The 17,849-nt window shown below is 45.7% G+C and carries 15 protein-coding genes; 8 read left to right on the top strand and 7 right to left on the bottom strand.

Translation table 11 applies throughout. From position 1 onward, the window contains the following. Window positions 1-30: 30 nt before the first annotated feature. Window positions 31-2,781, bottom strand: a complete 2,751-nt coding sequence (gene plsB, locus JMY01_RS12095) for a glycerol-3-phosphate 1-O-acyltransferase PlsB (protein ID WP_201576109.1) — start codon at window positions 2,779-2,781, stop codon at window positions 31-33. 267 nt (window positions 2,782-3,048) lie between these two features. Between plsB and ybaK the strand changes: the two genes are divergently transcribed. Together ybaK and JMY01_RS12085 are read left to right on the top strand one after the other, a co-directional pair. Continuing rightward, window positions 3,049-3,537: a Cys-tRNA(Pro) deacylase gene (ybaK, locus tag JMY01_RS12090; RefSeq protein ID WP_201576107.1), complete on the top strand. Its 489-nt coding sequence runs from the start codon at window positions 3,049-3,051 to the stop codon at window positions 3,535-3,537. A gap of 172 nt (window positions 3,538-3,709) precedes the next feature. After that, on the top strand, window positions 3,710-4,099 hold the full coding sequence (locus JMY01_RS12085) for a 5-carboxymethyl-2-hydroxymuconate Delta-isomerase (RefSeq protein WP_201576105.1): 390 nt from the start codon (window positions 3,710-3,712) through the stop codon (window positions 4,097-4,099). 109 nt (window positions 4,100-4,208) lie between these two features. Here the strand turns inward: JMY01_RS12085 and JMY01_RS12080 are convergent, their stop codons facing one another. Next, entirely contained in the window at window positions 4,209-6,029 is a 1,821-nt protein-coding gene (locus JMY01_RS12080) for an acyl-CoA dehydrogenase C-terminal domain-containing protein (protein WP_201576103.1), read from the bottom strand. Window positions 6,030-6,339: 310 nt separating this feature from the next. On the opposite strand from JMY01_RS12080, the gene JMY01_RS12075 reads away from it, so the two are divergent. Further along, window positions 6,340-7,467, top strand: coding sequence for an FUSC family protein (locus tag JMY01_RS12075; RefSeq protein WP_201576101.1), 1,128 nt, complete (start codon window positions 6,340-6,342; stop codon window positions 7,465-7,467). 7 nt (window positions 7,468-7,474) lie between these two features. Here JMY01_RS12075 and aroE read toward each other — a convergent pair whose 3' ends face one another. Then, complete coding sequence (gene aroE, locus JMY01_RS12070) at window positions 7,475-8,332, bottom strand: shikimate dehydrogenase (RefSeq protein WP_201576100.1); 858 nt, start codon at window positions 8,330-8,332, stop codon at window positions 7,475-7,477. Between the two features lie 416 nt (window positions 8,333-8,748). Here aroE and JMY01_RS12065 point away from each other — a divergent pair, with 416 nt between their 5' ends. Then, window positions 8,749-9,411 (top strand): hypothetical protein, encoded by a 663-nt coding sequence (locus JMY01_RS12065; protein WP_201576099.1) that lies wholly within the window; start codon window positions 8,749-8,751, stop codon window positions 9,409-9,411. Window positions 9,412-9,413: 2 nt separating this feature from the next. Beyond that, window positions 9,414-10,439 carry an aminotransferase class IV gene (locus JMY01_RS12060; RefSeq protein WP_201576097.1) on the top strand — a complete coding sequence of 342 codons (1,026 nt, stop codon included), beginning with the start codon at window positions 9,414-9,416 and terminating at the stop codon, window positions 10,437-10,439. A 4-nt stretch (window positions 10,440-10,443) separates the two neighbouring features. Here JMY01_RS12060 and JMY01_RS12055 read toward each other — a convergent pair whose 3' ends face one another. After that, window positions 10,444-10,635, bottom strand: a complete 192-nt coding sequence (locus JMY01_RS12055) for a DpnD/PcfM family protein (RefSeq protein ID WP_201576095.1) — start codon at window positions 10,633-10,635, stop codon at window positions 10,444-10,446. 150 nt (window positions 10,636-10,785) lie between these two features. Between JMY01_RS12055 and JMY01_RS12050 the strand changes: the two genes are divergently transcribed. Beyond that, a complete protein-coding gene (locus tag JMY01_RS12050) occupies window positions 10,786-11,352 on the top strand; it encodes a hypothetical protein (protein ID WP_201576094.1) in 567 nt (188 codons plus the stop codon). On the opposite strand, the gene JMY01_RS12045 is transcribed toward JMY01_RS12050, so the two are convergent. Beyond that, window positions 11,344-12,108 (bottom strand): DpnI domain-containing protein, encoded by a 765-nt coding sequence (locus tag JMY01_RS12045; protein WP_201576093.1) that lies wholly within the window; start codon window positions 12,106-12,108, stop codon window positions 11,344-11,346. The two genes, JMY01_RS12050 and JMY01_RS12045, sit on opposite strands and share 9 nt — an antisense overlap. 182 nt (window positions 12,109-12,290) lie before the next feature. Between JMY01_RS12045 and mltG the strand changes: the two genes are divergently transcribed. Both mltG and tmk read left to right on the top strand, forming a co-directional pair. After that, entirely contained in the window at window positions 12,291-13,607 is a 1,317-nt protein-coding gene (gene mltG, locus JMY01_RS12040) for an endolytic transglycosylase MltG (protein WP_201576092.1), read from the top strand. A 15-nt stretch (window positions 13,608-13,622) separates the two neighbouring features. Beyond that, window positions 13,623-14,270 (top strand): dTMP kinase, encoded by a 648-nt coding sequence (gene tmk / locus JMY01_RS12035; RefSeq protein WP_201576090.1) that lies wholly within the window; start codon window positions 13,623-13,625, stop codon window positions 14,268-14,270. 11 nt (window positions 14,271-14,281) lie between these two features. On the opposite strand, the gene JMY01_RS12030 is transcribed toward tmk, so the two are convergent. Next, complete coding sequence (locus JMY01_RS12030) at window positions 14,282-14,815, bottom strand: DUF2058 domain-containing protein (protein ID WP_201576088.1); 534 nt, start codon at window positions 14,813-14,815, stop codon at window positions 14,282-14,284. Window positions 14,816-15,140: 325 nt separating this feature from the next. Beyond that, window positions 15,141-17,402 carry a sodium:proton antiporter gene (locus JMY01_RS12025; RefSeq protein WP_201576086.1) on the bottom strand — a complete coding sequence of 754 codons (2,262 nt, stop codon included), beginning with the start codon at window positions 17,400-17,402 and terminating at the stop codon, window positions 15,141-15,143. Between the last annotated feature and the right edge of the window lie 447 nt (window positions 17,403-17,849).

The raw sequence follows: 17,849 nt of genomic DNA, 5'->3' as shown, positions 1-17,849 counted from the left end.
TGAGCCAGAACATAAGTTACTTTGTCTTAATTAGCGCTTGCGTCCAAACTTACGCTGTTTTTTATTACTAATCTCAGTAATAGCATGGGCGATTTCTTTGTCATCTAAACTGGCGACTTGCTGCAAGATTTGCATCATATCTGGGCTCAGTACATATTTGGCATGACTGGCAATATCGTTGATACGATGATCAAATGTTAGTACCCCTGTTTCTTCGTCTTTTTGTAGATAGTTGAGACGAATGAGCGCGTTCACAAAGCTGGTGAATAGTGAGCGATCAAAGAAGTCTGGGATGTCATCGGCATACAGCACAGATAAACGCTGACCGAGCAGATGACATAGATCGACCACCTCGTCCTCAGTTAAGTTGCCAGAGCCTTGCTGCGCGAGTAGCGCAAGCGTCATAAAGTAACGCTCAAGACTTTGCTCGACAGGGGCTGCTAGTACCTGAAGCTGTTGATAGCAGTTGCTATTGGCGTCAGGGACACTGAGCATACCATTGCCCAAATCGACGATTAAGTTATGGGCAATGAGGTTGTCAACTTTTTGATCGAGGACATCCATTAGACCGTGTGAGGGATAGTATAAGAACAGCTCACTTTGTAAGAATGGATACATCTGAATGACGATGTCATCAAGACGACTGCGTTTGATACGGCCATTGCGTGCGACGAGAGCGGCTAAGAATGACAATAAAATAAACACATGCAAAATGTTATTACGGAAGTAGCTGAGCAATGCCGCTTGCTTACCAGCGACTTGGATAATGTCGCCTAAAATATGCGGCGTACGCTCGATAAGCTTGAGCTTGATACCATAATTGATGATTTGCTGCGGATTCATATCCGTAATGACCGTATCATCAGAGTAGGGCATCTTACGGGCGATACCTTGATATAAGGCAATTTGCTGACGGCAAATATCTTCATCAAGTGCTGCTTTTGGCGCTGAGAGAAGTACTAATGACAATAGCGATACGGGATTGATGACGGCAGCTTTATTGATATGCTGCATGATTTTTACGCCGATATTATCAACCATGGCATTGGCGTTTTCGCCCAATGGGGTATCGGTACGATCAGCAGGTAGGCTGTCAGCGGCGACATCGAACTTTTTCATAAATTCGCTCAGATGCAGCGGAGTACCAAAGCTTAAATGCACATTACCAAAGATGCGTTCAATCTTGCGACTGACCTTGAGGAGCGCAAGGACAGATTCTGACTCTTTTGGTTTGCCTTTTAACTCACCAATATAAGTGCCACCCTCCATAATACGCTCATAACCAATATAGGTCGGGATAAACACGACTGGCTTATTGGTGTGACGTAGCTGACTGTGTACCGTCATGGCCAGCATACCCATCTTCGGTGGTAGTAGACGCCCTGAGCGTGAGCGACCGCCTTCAACAAAATACTCAATCGGTGTATTGCGAGTAATGAGCGTATGCATATATTCGCGTAATACGGCAGTATAGAGCGCATTACCACGGAAGCTACGACGAATATAAAAAGCAACTGCACTGCGCAATAAAGGTCCTAAGACAGGTACATCTAAGTTATCACCCGCTGCGACATAAGGAATGCTCAGACCACGCTTATAAATGACGTAGGACAGCAACAGATAGTCAACATGACTGCGATGGCAGGGCACATAAATAATCTCATGATCAGCTGCAACCTCACGTACACGCTCAAAATGATGGACTTCTACGCCATCATATAATTGCGTCCATAACCAAGTCAAAAACCTGTCAAAGACACGAATAATAGGATGCGAGTAGTCATTGACCATCTCGTTGGCATAGCCTCTAGCGAGGTTACGCGCTTCACGAACGGTGATACCCTTTTCTTGCGCTTCAATCTCTGTCGCATGCTTGATGGCTGGCGAGTAGATCAGCTTATCTACCAAATTGCGTCGATCTGATAAATCAGGGCCGAGCATAGTCGTGCGCTGCTTATCGAGATAAACATTGAGCTGCTGCTGCAATGCGCGTATCAATTCGCGATTGGCATCCGTGGTTGCTACTAACGTATTGCTAGGTACTGGCGCTGCGGTATTATCAGAGCTTGCTGCGCTATCAAACGCACTCAGCTCATCTAAATCAGCAATATCTAAGTTGGTGTTTAGATTGTTACTGATAAGTGTGCGCAAGTCTTTGGGTGCATGGAACTGCACAAAGGTGTCACGGCCCATTACTCCGATATTAAATAACTGCTTGGTGATGCTAGGATCTTGCCAGTTATCGGTCATGAGTAGCTTGAGCAAGGAGTCTTCTTTTTCTGGCGCGCGTCCCCACAGGATGGATACAGGTATCAAACGTATCTTGAGATCTGGGTGTTGCAGACTGGCAGCGACTAGGCGTGATAAGCGCGGTGATAACTTACGCTCTTTGGCTTTGGGATGATGCAAAAATATAATGGCTGCGCTTTCATCAATATCGTGCACACTGTCTTTTACATCTACCAGAGCAGGCGGCAGCTGATATTCCTGCGTTTGCAAGTCAATCAAAATACTGTTGGAGCGTGAATAGTCCTGCAGTACATAAAAAGTCAGTGTCTGGTCGTCTTCATTCAGTACCGGCAACTCACCTAATAGCTTGGCTTTGACCGCCACATTCAGTGTTTTTCCTGATAGTTTGCGGTATAGCTGATTGATCGGAGTGCTGTTATAAGGCGTGGCTACTGAGGTATTAGCAGTAGGCGCTTTTTTGGCATCTGAGAGCACTGATGTTTTGGCTTTTCGTTTTTTTAAGAGTTTGTTTTTTAAGCGGTTGGGTATCATAATAAAAAGTCATGCTATGTAAATGTAATGGCCTTATGATGCCATAAAAGTGCATAAAGCGATATATGGTGTCTGTATCTCTGCTGAATATATTATAAAGTTATCCTTAGGCAAAGTTGCCATGACTTTATGCGTAACTCTATTACCACGGTGCAAGATTTTTGCGTAAAATATATCTGCTGAATGTCTGCCACGGCATCTCATAACGTTCATCTACCCCAGTCGCGGGTTATAATATTTGTACCGCTATTATTTAGGACTGATTATATGACTCCTGCTATTAACATTGCCAAACAGCGCCGTCTTGATTACAAGTTGCATGAATACACGCATGATAGTAATGCCGTCTCTTTTGGGTTAGAAGCTGCTGAAAAGCTAGAGGTCGCAGCGGCACAAATCTTCAAGACCTTAGTGGTGGAGACGGATACTGGCAAGCTGGCTGTTGCTATTTTGCCAGTCGATACGACCTTAAATTTAAAAAAAATGGCGAAAGCGCTGTCTTCTAATAAATTGCTGCCCTGCAAAAAAGTACAGATGGCAGATCCCAAACAGGTTGAACGCAGCACAGGCTATGTGCTAGGCGGTGTCAGTCCGTTGGGGCAGAAGAAGCGCCTAGTGACAGTCATAGACAGCTCGGCACAGCCGCACACGAGCATTTATGTCAGTGCTGGGCGTCGCGGGCTAGAGATTGAGCTACCACCGATGCAGTTGGCAGAAACGCTGGGCGCTTGCTTTGCTGACATTGCCGATAGCTAGTGTTTAGTAATGGCTGCGCTCATTGAGAAGTGATGGTGACTCTGATTGGTGACAGTGATTTATTGTTATGATGAGCGACCATTTGAACACCTATAATAAGTAGCCAAACGTGCTAAGCTTTCTGCTATCAATAAAGTGTTCTTTTCATTCAATATATTATAAGGAAATACCTATGCCGCATTTAACCATTCAAGCGACACCCAATGTCAGCATCGCTCACGAAGAGTCCTTACTCAAAGCGTTAAATAAAGCGCTGTGGGATAGTGGTCACTTTGGTAAACCTACTGATATCAAAGCACGTATACTACCAGTGGATACCTTCTTAGTCGGTGTCGAAGATGATGAGCAGGAACATGGCTTTATTTATGCGCACCTAAAACTGATGACAGGGCGTGATATTGTGGCGCGCAATCAATTGGCTGAGCTTTTGGTGACCACGATAGAAGAGGCTTTGGCCGAAGAGCAGTCAGGACGCGCAGCTTTGCAAATATGCGCCGAAGTCGAAGAGATTAGTGCCGTTTATAAAAAGAAAATGCTGAGTATAGTCAGTCCTAATAGTTGAGAATCCAACAGACTCTAGAGCGTGCCTAAAATGAGAAACAACAAAAAAGCGCCCAATGTATTGGGCGCTTTTTGATTATTGACTTAATTTCGATATTGTTTGATAAGGCTTAGTCTAAAAAGGCAAAGCTATCGATAGGCATGTTCATCATGCTCTCGCTTGGTGCGACCATGGCTTCCGCATGACCTGAAGTGCGTGGCAACAGTTTATCAAAGTAGAATTCAGCAGTTTGAATCTTAGCTTCATAAAACTCTGGTGCTTCTACGCCGCCTTCTTCTAGTTTTTCATAAGCGACTGCAGCCATACGTGCCCAATGATAGCCCATCATTACGTAGCCTGAGTACATCAGATAGTCGTCTGAGGCCGCTGAGATGATTTCACGGTCTTTACGTGCCATCAGCATCAAGCGTACGGTCAGGGTGTTCCATTCGGCACACAGCTTGGTCAATGCCCAAACGAATTTGCGCATGTCTTTATCAAGAGCGTATTCGCCACACCACTTCATGATGCTTGAGGTGTAATCGCGAATGATTTTACCTTTTGACTGTAGGATCACTTTACGACCCAATAAATCAAGCGCTTGGATACCAGTCGTACCTTCATACATAGTGGCGATACGAGCATCACGAGCGATCAGCTCCATGCCCCATTCTTTGATATAACCATGACCACCGTAAACTTGCTGACCATGCTTAGCCGCTTCGATACCCAGCTCAGTTAAGAAACCCTTTAGGATAGGGGTATAAAAACCAAGCTTGTCATCCCACTTCTCAAACTCTGCATCATCACCGTTGGCGATACCTTGTGACATTTTGTCTGCATAGCGCGCAGCGTGATAAATCATTGAGCGACCGCCTTCCGCAAAGGCTTTTTGCGTCAATAGCATACGACGTACGTCAGCATGGTGAATGATGGCATCTGCTACTTTTTCAGGATCTTTGGTGCCTGATAATGCGCGCATAGAGCGGCGCTCTTTGGCATATGGCAGGGCGTTTTGGAATGATAGCTCAGTATGTGCGAGACCCTGAATACCAGTACCGAGACGAGCAGTGTTCATAAAGGTGAACATCGCTTTTAGACCTCTGTTTGGATCACCAATCAGATAAGCGGTGGCTTCATCGAAGTTTAGGACGCAAGTCGATGATGAGCTGATGCCCATTTTGTGCTCGATAGAGCCACAGCTCACACCATTGCGCTCGCCAATCTCGCCTTCAGCGTTGGGTAAGAATTTTGGTACGATAAATAGTGAAATGCCGCGCGTGCCACCTGGTGCATCTGGTAGGCGTGCTAGGACGATATGGATGATGTTTTCTGTTAAATCATGCTCACCACTTGAGATAAAGATTTTGGTGCCGCTGAGCTTGTAACTACCGTCTTCTTGTGGAATGGCTTTTGACTTAACCTGACCCAAATCTGTTCCACACTGTGGTTCGGTTAGACACATGGTGCCAGACCATGAGCCTTCAACCAATTTATGCAAATAAGTCTCTTTTTGCTCATCTGTACCGTACTGCATCATGGTATTGATACAACCGGTTGATAGACCTGGATACATCGCCCATGGCCAGTTGGCAGTACCGATGATTTCTGCTTTGATTAGGTTCAATGACATTGGTAAGTTCATACCGCCGTACTCTTCAGGGTACGAGATACCTTGCCAGCCACCCTCTACAAACTGGTCATACGCTTCTTTAAAGCCTTTCGGTGTGGTCACAACGCCATTTTCGAAATGACAGCCTTCTTCGTCAGCAGGCTGATAAATAGGAGATAAGACGTTTTCTGCGAAGTCAGCCATACCCTGCAAAATCATATCGACTGTTTCAGGATCAGCATTTTCGCCATTATCTAAATCTTTATAATGGGTTTGATAGTCAAAAACGTCATTTATCAAAAATTTGATGTCACGCAAAGGCGCTTTGTAAGTTAACATAGTTGGTCTCTTTGGTTGATTCGTATCAGCTCGTTTATTAGCCGAAATTTACGATGTAATAGGATGGATGTTAAGGATAGTGTTTGTTAAGTACTGCTTATTTACTAAGAGTGCAGTTAAGGACTACTTCATTTATAAAAAGGGTTGGAACTTAATCTCAGTATAAATGTTATGTGCAGACAAATATACTATATATAACTAAAATTCATGTTTAACACTATAAGATATTACTTATAATTATAATTAGTAAGCCAATACTTGGTAATATAGCGTAGATAGAGATTGATTTATTTCACTGGGATTAAGATTTATGGCCGTATCAGGGCACATCGCAAAGCGAAAACAATGGATTAAGCAGTTGCTTGTTTATATCAAGTATCTCATCCATGGCGAGCTTGATCACTTGCTAACCGTTAACAGGAGCCGTCGGCCATGGCATATGCCAATTATTGCCGCTATCGCCATTAGCTTTCCGGTGTTTGTTGGTGCCTATTTCGGTGCGCTGCCTGCAGGTATCAAAGCGTCCTTGGGGGCGATGATTATTTTGAATTTGCCTTTGGCGGGCTCTTTGCCTTATCGGTTGGTGACAGTGATGGCGTGGGGGTTTGCGATGACGCTGTGTTTTGCGCTTGGGCTTATCGCTCAGCAAATTCCGATACTCAGATTGCCCGTGTTTTCATTGATAGCGTTTGGCGTGGTTATCTTCGGTCGTTATTATCGTCAGTCGCCGCCAGCTGGGCTGTTTGTGATGATGGCTGGTGCCATTGCGTTATTCATACCTGTCACTCTGGATGAAGTGATGTCATCGACAGGGCTTGTGATGCTAGGCAGTGGTTTTGCGATGTTTATGGCATCGCTATATACGCTGTTTTTGTTAGCAACGCGTCCCTCCAAGCCTACGCCAACTTATCAATATCAGCCTGATACTCTGACGGAGAGTCTCATCGTGGCTGGGTTTGTGAGCTTGGCATTGTTTATCGCCATGATGCTTGAGATGCCTTATCCATACTGGGCGGCGGTCAGCTGTTTTATCATCATTCAGGGCATCCAGATGCGCACGATATGGATCAAACAGCTCCATCGTTTGCTGGGTACGTTAGTTGGGATGGGGCTGGCGGGTTGGATGATGTCTTGGAATCTCTCAATGTGGGGAGTGGCCGTGGCGATACTGCTACTGATGCTCTGTATTGAGGCGTTGGTCGATCGCCATTATGGATTGGCAGTGATATTTGTCACCCCCCTAACCATCTTTATAGCGGAGTACGGCAGCACGGTATCGCTTGCGCAGTTCGGTGTACAGGAGGTCATCCGCGTGCGTATGCTCGATACCACTATCGGCTGTATGGTGGGTCTCAGTGGCGGCTTAGTCATACATTCAGCCAAGCTGCGTGCACCCTTACAGCGTTTTGAAGAATGGTTACTTATCCGTCTGGCCTAGCTTACAACTACTGTTTTAAAGTCTCAGTGGCTAGTGCCACATCGATCGTGTGACCCGTCCAACGCTCAAAACTCAATGCCGCTTGCCCAATCAGCATGCCGTAGCCATCAGATATCTGCGCTGCGCGCGCCTCAAAGTGCTGCAAAAATGGCAGCGTGCGTCCGTACATCATGTCATAGGCGTAATGGCAATTTAACTCCTCAGCCAGTGGCAAGGTATCGCCTGACAGCCCGATAGAAGTGGCATTGATAATCAGGTCAAACTGTCCTGTTAACTCGGTGGTGGTGCAGGTCTGAATATCATGCTCAGCAATGGTGTGACTGGCGGCGCTCAGCTCTGTAACCAAGGTCTCTGCCTTTGTCAAAGTGCGGTTGGCAATGGTCAGCTGCTTGACGCCTGCTTCGATAAGCGGCAAGACCACGCCGCGGGCAGCACCACCAGCGCCAATGATGGCAACGCGAGCTTGCGTGAGAGGCCAGCCCAGACTGGTCATATGATTGACCAGACCTTGACCGTCGGTATTATCACCGTATAGCGCCTCTGCAGTAGGCACGTCACTCTGTAGCAGGGTCTTATTTAACAGCAGCGTATTGACGGCACCAGCGACTTTGGCATGCTCAGACAAGCCGCCACGAGCCGCGCAGCAATCACAAGCCACTTGTTTGAAGGGTACGGTCACATTGGCACCGACACCGCCGCCATGAAAAAACGCTTCAATCACCGCTGTAAAGCTAGCGGCATCATCAGGGCAATACTGACGCTGATAGTCAATATCGATACCCGCTTGCGCTGCGAATACTTGATGAATCTCAGGAGATTTACTGTGGGCAATCGGGTTGCCAATAACGATAAAATGCTGGGTCATAAGTGCTCTACTGGCCATTGGTGATAAGTTGATGATAGAAAGAAAGGGTAGGAAAAATCAATCAAAACTTACTTATCATAGGGGATAACAAGGTCTTTAACAAATCTGTGCTCTCTGCGACTCTTCTGTGTAACGTAAAGGCTAGTCAAGCGCTGGGCAGTTGGGTAAACTGTGGTCTTGACCCTATAATGATGCAGCGGATATCGGTGTATCATCGTTAGGTCATATCAACGATAGAATAACAACAGAGCATGGTTGGTCATGGTGAGTGGCGCTGGGTTTGTCATTGGCGCAGTTATTGCATGATCTCTTTATACAGCCTACTGAGTTAGCCTGCGTACACGCCCTAGTTTGGTTGCTGGTTAATCTAACTTTTAATAGAACTCCAAGACCCTAAAAATGTGAGTGAATTGCCCATGTGGAATAACACCCTACAGACCTTTGTGGTTAGCATAATGATGGCAGCTGGATTGTCATTGAGCGCTTGTAATGGCTCTCAAAAAGATGTCGAACCTGATACCAATAGCGACAACGCACCTGCGGCAGAGACCGTACAGTCAAGTCCGACGCCAGATACAGATATGGACGGAGCCACTGTCGAGCAAGGTACTCCGGTCAAGTATGATGTGGCATCATGGGGTAACAGTAGCGACAAATCCGTGAGCATCCATGAGCTGGATAAAATCAAACCTGCTTATGGCAAGGTGGTTAGCAATGATGAAAATAGCCTGGACTATGCCAGTAACCCTGCTACCAAATATCGCTTTATGGACACGGATGCGCCTTATTTAGACTTGATCGATTCCGAAAAGTACCTTGAGCTTGGTTGGTACTATGCCAATCCTACTGACTCTGATAAAGAAAAAGAGCTGAGTAAAGCCCATGCGAAGAAATCGTATCAGCTAGCGCAGCAGCTAATGGGCGTTGATGGCGGTAAATTAATCGCCGAGATGCTTGGTGGCCAAATCATCAAAAACAAAACCATCGGCGGGCAAAAAGTAGAGCTGGCCAAGTGTGAGTTTTATAGCTGCATGCTGGTACTGAATAAGTCAGGCGAGCAACAAGCGGACGCCAGCTAAGCATGACAGCAGCGGCTAGCGATTGGCAACGTTTATCTCCTCATCCGCAGCCAGGCTCTGTGGATGATGCTATCAATACTTCTGCGCATAATATCGTAGAGACTGTAAAAGATACTGCAGCAAAAAAAGCGCCAATAACGCCAGACAATCGCGGGCTGGCTTATGGTGATGGATTCTTTAGCACTATCGCTGTCATCGATGGCGCGATAGTGTGGCAAGCTTATCATTATCAGCGCCTTATCTCGCACGCTCAGGCCCTACAACTGACGCTTGATAGTCAAAAGTTAATGGTCATCCTACAAGCGCATGCGCAAAAGCTACAGCAAGGTATGATGAAAGTTGTCGTGACTCGGGTAGCACAGTCTGTGCGTGGTTATGGCTTTACGCCTGATGTAGCGGGCAGTGGCTGTGAAGTCTGGCTAAAATCAGTTGCTATGCCGATTGATACCGCTATGAAAGCACAATTGCCAGATGGGCGCACACTCTTGATGCAGCCTATGATGTCAGCAACCTGTCTGACCGCGCAGCTTAGCTGCCTACCGCCACCGCTATCAGGTTTAAAAAGCCTGAATCGTCTCGATAGTGTGCTCGCCAGTGGTGAGCTCCAGCAGGTCAAGGCAACGAAGCCAAATATCGACGAAGGCTTGGTACGCGATATGAGGGGCTACTGGGTCGAGGGTACGATGAGTAATGCCTTTTATCAGCTCTCCTCTCAGTTCTCAGAATTGCCAGTCGCTGACAAGTCACAATCGCAAGCAGGTATGGCTGATAGCGACAATAGGGCGACCGACTATCCGTTATCAGGGCAGTGGTATACACCGCCACTGACACAGTCAGGGGTGACGGGCGTACAGCGCCAAGTCATCATTGATGCGTTTGCCAATACGGAAACACCGGTGATCATGCGTTCATTAAGTGATGAGGATTTGCCAAACTTACGCGGTTTGTTCTTTTGTAATGCGCTGCGCGGGGTGATGCCAGTATCTGAACTTACTTTGCTGTCTGGGCAGGTGGTTGAGTTTAATTAGTTGCTTATTTCACATCAAAAATATTAAACTTAGTATCAATCAAATCATCGTAATTCAACTCAATATCTTCATTCCTGTACCTTTCTTGCGCTTGTATAATCGCTGAAGAATCATCTTCAGCGACTATTTCTATAATAGCGCTCATGGTCTCGACTATTTCTATTTCATAGGTGCTCAAACTTTTATCATTACTCATTTCTACTCTCACTTTTTTAACGAATGGTGCTGCTGATCGTAGCAAAAAGATTCTAGAGAAGTGATCGTCTTTTGTTATTTACCCTTGTGCCACGAAGCAAATCGATCAATGATCGCCTTTTAATAAGTAACTTTAAAAGGAGAGAGGGTAATGCGTTCAGTTTATGAAGAAAATAGAATTCCATTACAAATACGGCGATTGATGATTTTTGACGAAATCTGTCAATTAGCACAAAAAAAGCCTGACGAAATTGTCCATTTATCTCGCTATACACAACTGGCATTAGGCGTCATGTATCTGCGAGACTTTAATAAATATATTGCCTTTGGTGGAATGTTTGAATATGCGCATACACGTGAGGAGGTTATTGAACAAGGTATTAATGTTTTTCCTAATGATGAGCTAGTGAGATGTGCGATAACAGTGAACCTCAAACCGTTTACTAAACCTGCTCGAGCACCTATTCAGTTGCTCTGGCACTGGAATAATTATGTAAAAAATAGGCAGCATGCGTATATAGATTATTGTGAAGAGAGCTTTTTTCGAATCAATGATGAAATTGATTGGGAATATCCACCGCACAAGTTTCATGACCGTTTAGTTGCAACAGCACGATTACCATTATGGGATGATAGGGATGAATTGATTGCAGATGTTTATCGGGATAAAAAAGGACAACCGAGACTTAAGCGCTACAATGAAAAGCGTTTAGGATAATTTCTGATAGCGACCGCGTCCTAAAAACTCAATAATGCCCTTATCACGTAACACCTGTAGCTGTTGACGAATTTTGGCATGAATATGTTGGTTTTCAGGATGTTTAAGTTGTAGCTCATCCGCAAAGCTGTAAACCTGATTGAGAGTAAACTTACTATCAAGCTTATCAATACATTGCCAAACATCTAATGTCCAGCCCCGTGTCTGCTGTGATTGCTCGCGTAAAAATAGCGTTTTTTGATATTGTTGTTGGACGTTGTCTTTCGGGGTGACCTGTTGATTTTTCACCAAAAATACTTTTCCAGATTCGGGAACTTGGCGCAGGTCAATATTGCAGCCGACCCAACCGGCACGCCGCGCCGTTGCTGGTAGCGGGTTACGTTTGATAATCATATCGGGTTTGAAGAAATGCTTAGGGATAATTAAAAAGTTGTTAACGCTTAGTTGTGCTGAATAAGTCAAAAAGAAAAAGCTTGGGTTATCATCACTCTTGATGCGCTGCATCATAGTGGCATAAGCGCCATCGTTAATAATATTACTTAATTTGGCTTTTTTACTTTTTAGCTCGTATTGTTCGGCACAATTTGCACAATAAAAATCAGCGACAGGTTGATTATTGCTAAATTCAGATAAAGGCTGGGTGCTACAATTAGGGCAATAGCCATTGTCTTTTACCCACGCCTCACTCAGTATCCGAATGATTTGAGAAGGTGAGCGATAGTTAGCAGCGAGTGCTTGATTAAAGTTTAAGTTCATAAGAGTCAGTCGTTTTGACAGTGATACATGGGTGAATGGATAGGCTAAGCTGTGATGTGAAAGTTGTAGCCATCAATACTAGCACGTCGTTTAAAGACTAATTAGGTACGACTAAGCAAATAACATTGAAAAGCGCACGGTTCAGTGCTAAATTCTAGCAAACCTCTGCCCTGTGAGTTGTCATGAGCAAGCCAACACCCGATACCCCTTCTGATGAGCCTAATAAAAAGCAGGCTAGTGATAAAGCCGATGCTCCTAATGAGCCTACTGATGGCCTAGACTCAGAGCCAGTGGTGGCTGATGAGCAAGCATCAGTAGCTGCTTACGAGAGCGAAGAAGATAAAGCGCTAGCCACTGACATCTCCTTAATCAGTAGCCAAAGTAAACCACGCAAGTACAAAAAAGACAATCCATCGTTTTTTATGCAGCGTGGTTATCAGATCTTATTGGTACTGGGTTTGATTGCTGCGTTTTTATTGGTGATGGTCTATCAGACTTTATTTGGACGCATCGAGCAGCCAGAGCAGAAGGTGACCATCGAGCAGGGTGATACCTATTATGGATTGCTACCGCAGTGGCAGCAACAAATCCCACTGTTTTCGAGTACCGTTGCCAAGATTTATATCAAATCGCAAGTAGATGCGCCCTTGCATGCGGGTATTTATCAACTGCCTGCCAATCCAACCATCGCCGAGGTTTTGCACATCCTAGGGCAGGGTGCAAAAGTTGCCATGGTCAAAGTACAAATCATCGAGGGTAGAAGCGTAAACGAGTTGTATCAAACCTTACGTGACAACCCCGGCATCAAAAAAGAAGTACTGATCACAGATGGCGGCGATGCGAGTAATGCCAGTATCGCGCAGGCGCTAGACTTGGTGGATATCTTGCCAGACTCGGTGACGTCTCATAGCGATCCTATCGTGCAATACAATCTAGAAGGTTGGTTTGCCCCTGATACCTATTATTATGGCGAAGGTGCCAGTGATAAGCAGGTACTGACCGATTTGTATAAGCGTCAGCAGCAAGCGCTTACCGATGCATGGGAAAACCGTGCGCCAGATCTACCATACAAAACGCCTTATGAAGCGCTGATTATGGCCTCTATTATCGAAAAAGAAACCAGTATCCCTGAAGAGCGTCCCTTGGTATCAGCAGTATTTACCAACCGCTTCACCAAAGGCATGCGCATGCAGACCGATCCGACCATTATCTATGGTATGGGCAGTCGCTATGATGGCAATATTCGCCGCAAAGACATCGACGAAAAAACGGCTTATAACACTTATCAAATCGACGGCCTACCGCCAACACCGATTGCGCTACCGTCGGCGGCTTCTATCGAAGCCACACTGCATCCAGCAGACAGTGATGCGCTATACTTTGTGGCGACCGGTACAGGTGGGCACAAATTTACCAACAACTTAGCGGATCATAACCGAGCGGTACAAGAGTACCTCAAGGTGATGCGTGAAAAGAAAGCACAAACCCCGCCAGAGTAGATTTTAGGTAATAATATGAGTAATCACCCAAACAAGGGTCGTTTTATCAGTTTTGAAGGTACCGAAGGCGTGGGCAAAACCACCGCTATCGAGCAGCTATGCGCCCGCTTGCAAGCGGCTGGTATCGACTACCTACGCACACGTGAGCCAGGTGGCAGTCCCTTCGCTGAGCGTCTACGCGCCATCTTGTTAGATCCTGCGACTGATATCAATGATGATACTGAGCTACTGCTGATGTTTGCGGCACGTTGCGACCATTTACAGCAAGTCATCTTGCCTGCATTGCAGCGCGGTACTTGGGTGATATGTGACCGTTTTACGGATTCGACCATCGCTTATCAGGGCTTTGCACGTGCGCATGGTGATCCTGTGGCATTGATAAAGATAGAGACATTAATTGCGCAGTTTATACCGCAGATGCCAGAGCTGACACTATGGCTTGATCTGCCAGTGTTAGAGGGTATGGCGCGTGCAGGTAAGCGCAGCGCTGCCGATCGATTCGAGCAGCAGGCGACGGACTTTTTTAATCGTGTCTATGCAGGGTTTAGCGCGCTGGCTGCTGAGCATCCTGAGCGTATTCACCGTATCGATGCGTCAGGCACTGCCGATGAGGTCAGCGCCCGTATATGGCAGGTCGTCACGAGTCAGCTTGATATAAGCTGATTCGTCAGCAGTTACCACATCAAGTCATCTGGAATCACATAAGCGGCGTAAGGATCGTCATCTGCCAGCTCACTATCTGCGGTGTCGTTGGACACCACGATAAAGCCTTCTTGCTTTTCATTGATACGATCTGCCAATGGACGCGGAAGTAGGGCGTAGCCTTCCTCCAGTCGCGCAATCACCACATGGCCAGCCACTACCTGATCATATAGCTTTTGAGTGATATAGATTTTTTTGATTTTAGCGTCATCAACGAACTGATAAGTCACCTCGCCTTGGGTCTCAGTTATCTGATGCTGCTTAATCATTTGAATGATATTGGCAGTGAGTGTTTTTTCTTCTAAAGCGCGTTGTCTTTCCTGATTGAGCAGCTGGTCTTTTTCTCTTTGTTTGGCTTGTGCTTCTGCCAAGGCTTTTTTTGCTTCGATATTTTCTGCATCGCCAGTACGCTTGGCATGCTGAGACTGTTTGCTGAGTTTCTTGGCTTTTTTGCTATCCACCAATCCCGCTTTTAGCAGTTGAGCTTGTAGGGCATTTTTTGCCATAATTCCATCACCTGAATAACGATACTTGACTATAGTTAACACACTTTAAACTAGCTACAGTGCTGCTGATATTAATTTCTCGCAGCCTCTGTCTGCGTAGGCACAGCACGCAAGGGAAATTAATACCAACAGCACGTGGCATAGAGTGTGCCAGTTTTATGATTTAGAATGGACTCATCAAATCTAAATCATAAAACCTAAAAAATACATGGTAGCAAATTTTGCTAGGGCGTGTTATCAAATCAGCCAAACGCCCTAATGATAAAAACCCCAGCTCAAAGTTGAACTGGGGTTTTTGCTATTAGATTATGATAAAAAGCTGGTGCTACTTCTCTACATCATTAGCCGAATCTGACTTAGTAGTAGCTGTGTTGCTAGCTTCTGTGTTTCTGTCTGTGTCAGGTAGACGTTTTGGATCCAGCGCGCCTTTTTTGTTCTTGGGTGCGCTGCCACTGCCTTGGGCATTGGCTTTTATCTGAGCAACTGAACTAGACGCTTTGTAGTCAGATTTTTTTGCAGCAGGGCTTTTCGGCTCTGAGCTTTTCGCTTCTGCACTGGCAGGCTTGGCTGTAGACACGGCAGTGGTAGTCGTCTCATTTGCTTTAGCTGGCTCTGCAGCTTTGTCCTCTGTTTTTGCTTCAGCTGAGCTATTTGCCTTTGCCGTATCATCTTGCGACATCTCGTTTGCTGACGTTGCGCTGAGCTCTTTTTCTTTACGCTTTTCAGGCGCTTTTGACTTGGCTTCGAAACTTGCATCCGCAAGCGCCCTTGCTTGCTCTTGCTTGGCGGTGACATCTACCGTCTTTGGTTGCACCTCGTCTTCAACGACCAGCGCGACCAGCTTGCGATCACGTGGCACTGTACCATCAAACTTATCGGTAAAGACATTCAGATGACCTTCTTTATCCAATGTATACAATGGAACAAACTGCTTATTGTCCGCCTTATACTGCTCAAAGCTGTAGCTGTCTGTGATATTAGTAATCTTAATTTTAGCCTTTTTGGAGAGCATACTGGCAAGCTTGGTATAAGTGACATCTTTACCGAACAGCCACTGCGAGTGGAAGTTTGCCTGCTTGGTATCGCGCTCACTTTTGGCTTTTTCGTCGCTGAATTTGAGACGGAATATCTTTTGTTCACCAAACTCATGTCGATAATGAATCTCAGAGAGCGTGTTCAATTCTTTATCTATACTCATGGCAAATAGGTGACCGATGCCGATTAAGTCGAGATGGTGGTCAGCGTGGTCAGAGACAGGATTACCAAAGTAGGTACGCAGACCGCTCATACGCGCTTTTGCGATGTTGGTGTAGTTATTGTGGGCGATAACGACATCGAAGCCATGATCTTTTAAAGATGTCGCAACCATGAGGGCGACAGGGTTTGAGCCGACAACTAAGATACCATTGGTCTCAGGCTCACGAACTCCCAAGAAGTTGGCCACCATTTTTGCGCCCAAACCTTGAATCATGACCGTACCGATGATCACCATAAACACCAAAGGTACTAACAACTCAACGCCTTGAATATCGTACTCTTGCAAGCGAATCGCGAACAGAGAAGAGATGGCGGCGGCAACGATACCACGCGGGCCAATCCAGCTGATCATCAGCTTTTCATTGGTTTTTAAGTTCGAGCCAATGGCAGATGCCCAAACAGACAATGGACGCGCTACAAACATAACGATGGCGAGTAATACCAAACCTGCAACGCCAACGCTCATTAAGTCTGTAAGCTCCACCCGAGCAGCAAGGATAATAAACAACACTGAAATCAGTAAAATGGTTAGTGATTCATTGAACTCCAAAATCGTATCACGCGGGAACTTGGGCCAGTTGGCTAAGGCAACGCCCATCACGGTAACGGTTAAGAGACCTGATTCGTGCTCCAAATGGTTCGATATCGAAAACAGCAATAATACAAAGGCCAGCGTAAAGACATTACGCAAGAATTCAGGAATCATATTGCGGCGCATTAAGAACGCAAGCGCCCACGCACCAGCCATACCAATGGCTGAGGCTAGTACAACAATCTTGGCAAACAGCAGGATACTACTGGCTTCACCGCCAGAGATGATGTACTCATAAATCAAGACCACCGCAATCGCACCGATGGGATCGATGATGATGCCTTCCCACTTTAGGATATTGGAGATGGTTTTGTTGGGGCGCACACTACGCAGTAGCGGCATAATCACCGTTGGCCCAGTCACACAGACCAACGCACCGAATAGCAGTGCAATCAAGGGATCGACGTCGAATAATAGATACGTCGATAGTGCCACGATGGCGATGGTAATCACTACCCCAACCGATACCAGCATCTGTACGACAGTACCGTGCTGTTTGATTTCATCGAACTCTAAGGTTAGTGACCCTTCAAATAAGATGATGGCGACACCCAAAGAGATAAAAGGGAACATCAGCTCGCCTAAAACCAAATCGGGATCAAATATACCGAGTATCGGCCCAACAATAATGCCGATCAATAATAAAAATAGAATGGACGGCTGCTTTAAATACCAAGCCAACCATTGGGCGGCAATGCCGAGCCCAACCACGCCGGATAGCAATAGGGCGGTATCCATAAATCAATCCTTTTATAAGCTTGTCATACTTCACATATTGTAGAGTCTGTTCGTTCTGCGACGGCACCAATCAGTGCCCGCTGATAAACTCTAAATAGTGCTATAGTAAAATGACCATTTTAAACAGTGACAACGGCTAGATTTATCATGAGTCATCATAAAGGGTATTCGTGCCATATCAGAGCAGGCAGGAATAGCAGTAGAAAAGCAGTCATTGTGTAAAGCGTACAGGTTTAAATAAGCATCACCTACCGTCATTATTTGCGGTAGATAACAAGCGATATACAGCTCCTTCATAATAGAAGCCACGATGGTCATCCATATAAAGCCATGTGCTCATAGTGAACTTTTGTCTACTATGAGTATTATTCGGTTTGTTATCATAGCATGATTTTATTTGTCTTGTATTAAGTGCGCTAGGCAAACTTGCAGACGAGAGACTGACTA

The sequence above is a fragment of the Psychrobacter sp. H8-1 genome, assembly GCF_904846575.1.
In the GTDB taxonomy this organism is placed as follows: Bacteria; Pseudomonadota; Gammaproteobacteria; order Pseudomonadales; family Moraxellaceae; genus Psychrobacter; species Psychrobacter fulvigenes.
This window is presented reverse-complemented; position numbering and strand designations above follow the sequence as displayed.

What these genes read in the sequence shown, in the direction of transcription:
- JMY01_RS12030 (WP_201576088.1), bottom strand. Translation starts at nt 14,815, where the DNA reads ATGGCAAAAAATGCCCTACAAGCTCAACTGCTAAAAGCGGGATTGGTG.
- JMY01_RS12055 (WP_201576095.1), bottom strand. Translation starts at nt 10,635, where the DNA reads ATGAGTAATGATAAAAGTTTGAGCACCTATGAAATAGAAATAGTCGAG.
- JMY01_RS12065 (WP_201576099.1), top strand. Translation starts at nt 8,749, where the DNA reads ATGTGGAATAACACCCTACAGACCTTTGTGGTTAGCATAATGATGGCA.
- JMY01_RS12080 (WP_201576103.1), bottom strand. Translation starts at nt 6,029, where the DNA reads ATGTTAACTTACAAAGCGCCTTTGCGTGACATCAAATTTTTGATAAAT.
- JMY01_RS12025 (WP_201576086.1), bottom strand. Translation starts at nt 17,402, where the DNA reads ATGGATACCGCCCTATTGCTATCCGGCGTGGTTGGGCTCGGCATTGCC.
- tmk (WP_201576090.1), top strand. Translation starts at nt 13,623, where the DNA reads ATGAGTAATCACCCAAACAAGGGTCGTTTTATCAGTTTTGAAGGTACC.
- aroE (WP_201576100.1), bottom strand. Translation starts at nt 8,332, where the DNA reads ATGACCCAGCATTTTATCGTTATTGGCAACCCGATTGCCCACAGTAAA.
- JMY01_RS12060 (WP_201576097.1), top strand. Translation starts at nt 9,414, where the DNA reads ATGACAGCAGCGGCTAGCGATTGGCAACGTTTATCTCCTCATCCGCAG.
- JMY01_RS12085 (WP_201576105.1), top strand. Translation starts at nt 3,710, where the DNA reads ATGCCGCATTTAACCATTCAAGCGACACCCAATGTCAGCATCGCTCAC.
- JMY01_RS12045 (WP_201576093.1), bottom strand. Translation starts at nt 12,108, where the DNA reads ATGAACTTAAACTTTAATCAAGCACTCGCTGCTAACTATCGCTCACCT.
- plsB (WP_201576109.1), bottom strand. Translation starts at nt 2,781, where the DNA reads ATGATACCCAACCGCTTAAAAAACAAACTCTTAAAAAAACGAAAAGCC.
- ybaK (WP_201576107.1), top strand. Translation starts at nt 3,049, where the DNA reads ATGACTCCTGCTATTAACATTGCCAAACAGCGCCGTCTTGATTACAAG.
- mltG (WP_201576092.1), top strand. Translation starts at nt 12,291, where the DNA reads ATGAGCAAGCCAACACCCGATACCCCTTCTGATGAGCCTAATAAAAAG.
- JMY01_RS12075 (WP_201576101.1), top strand. Translation starts at nt 6,340, where the DNA reads ATGGCCGTATCAGGGCACATCGCAAAGCGAAAACAATGGATTAAGCAG.
- JMY01_RS12050 (WP_201576094.1), top strand. Translation starts at nt 10,786, where the DNA reads ATGCGTTCAGTTTATGAAGAAAATAGAATTCCATTACAAATACGGCGA.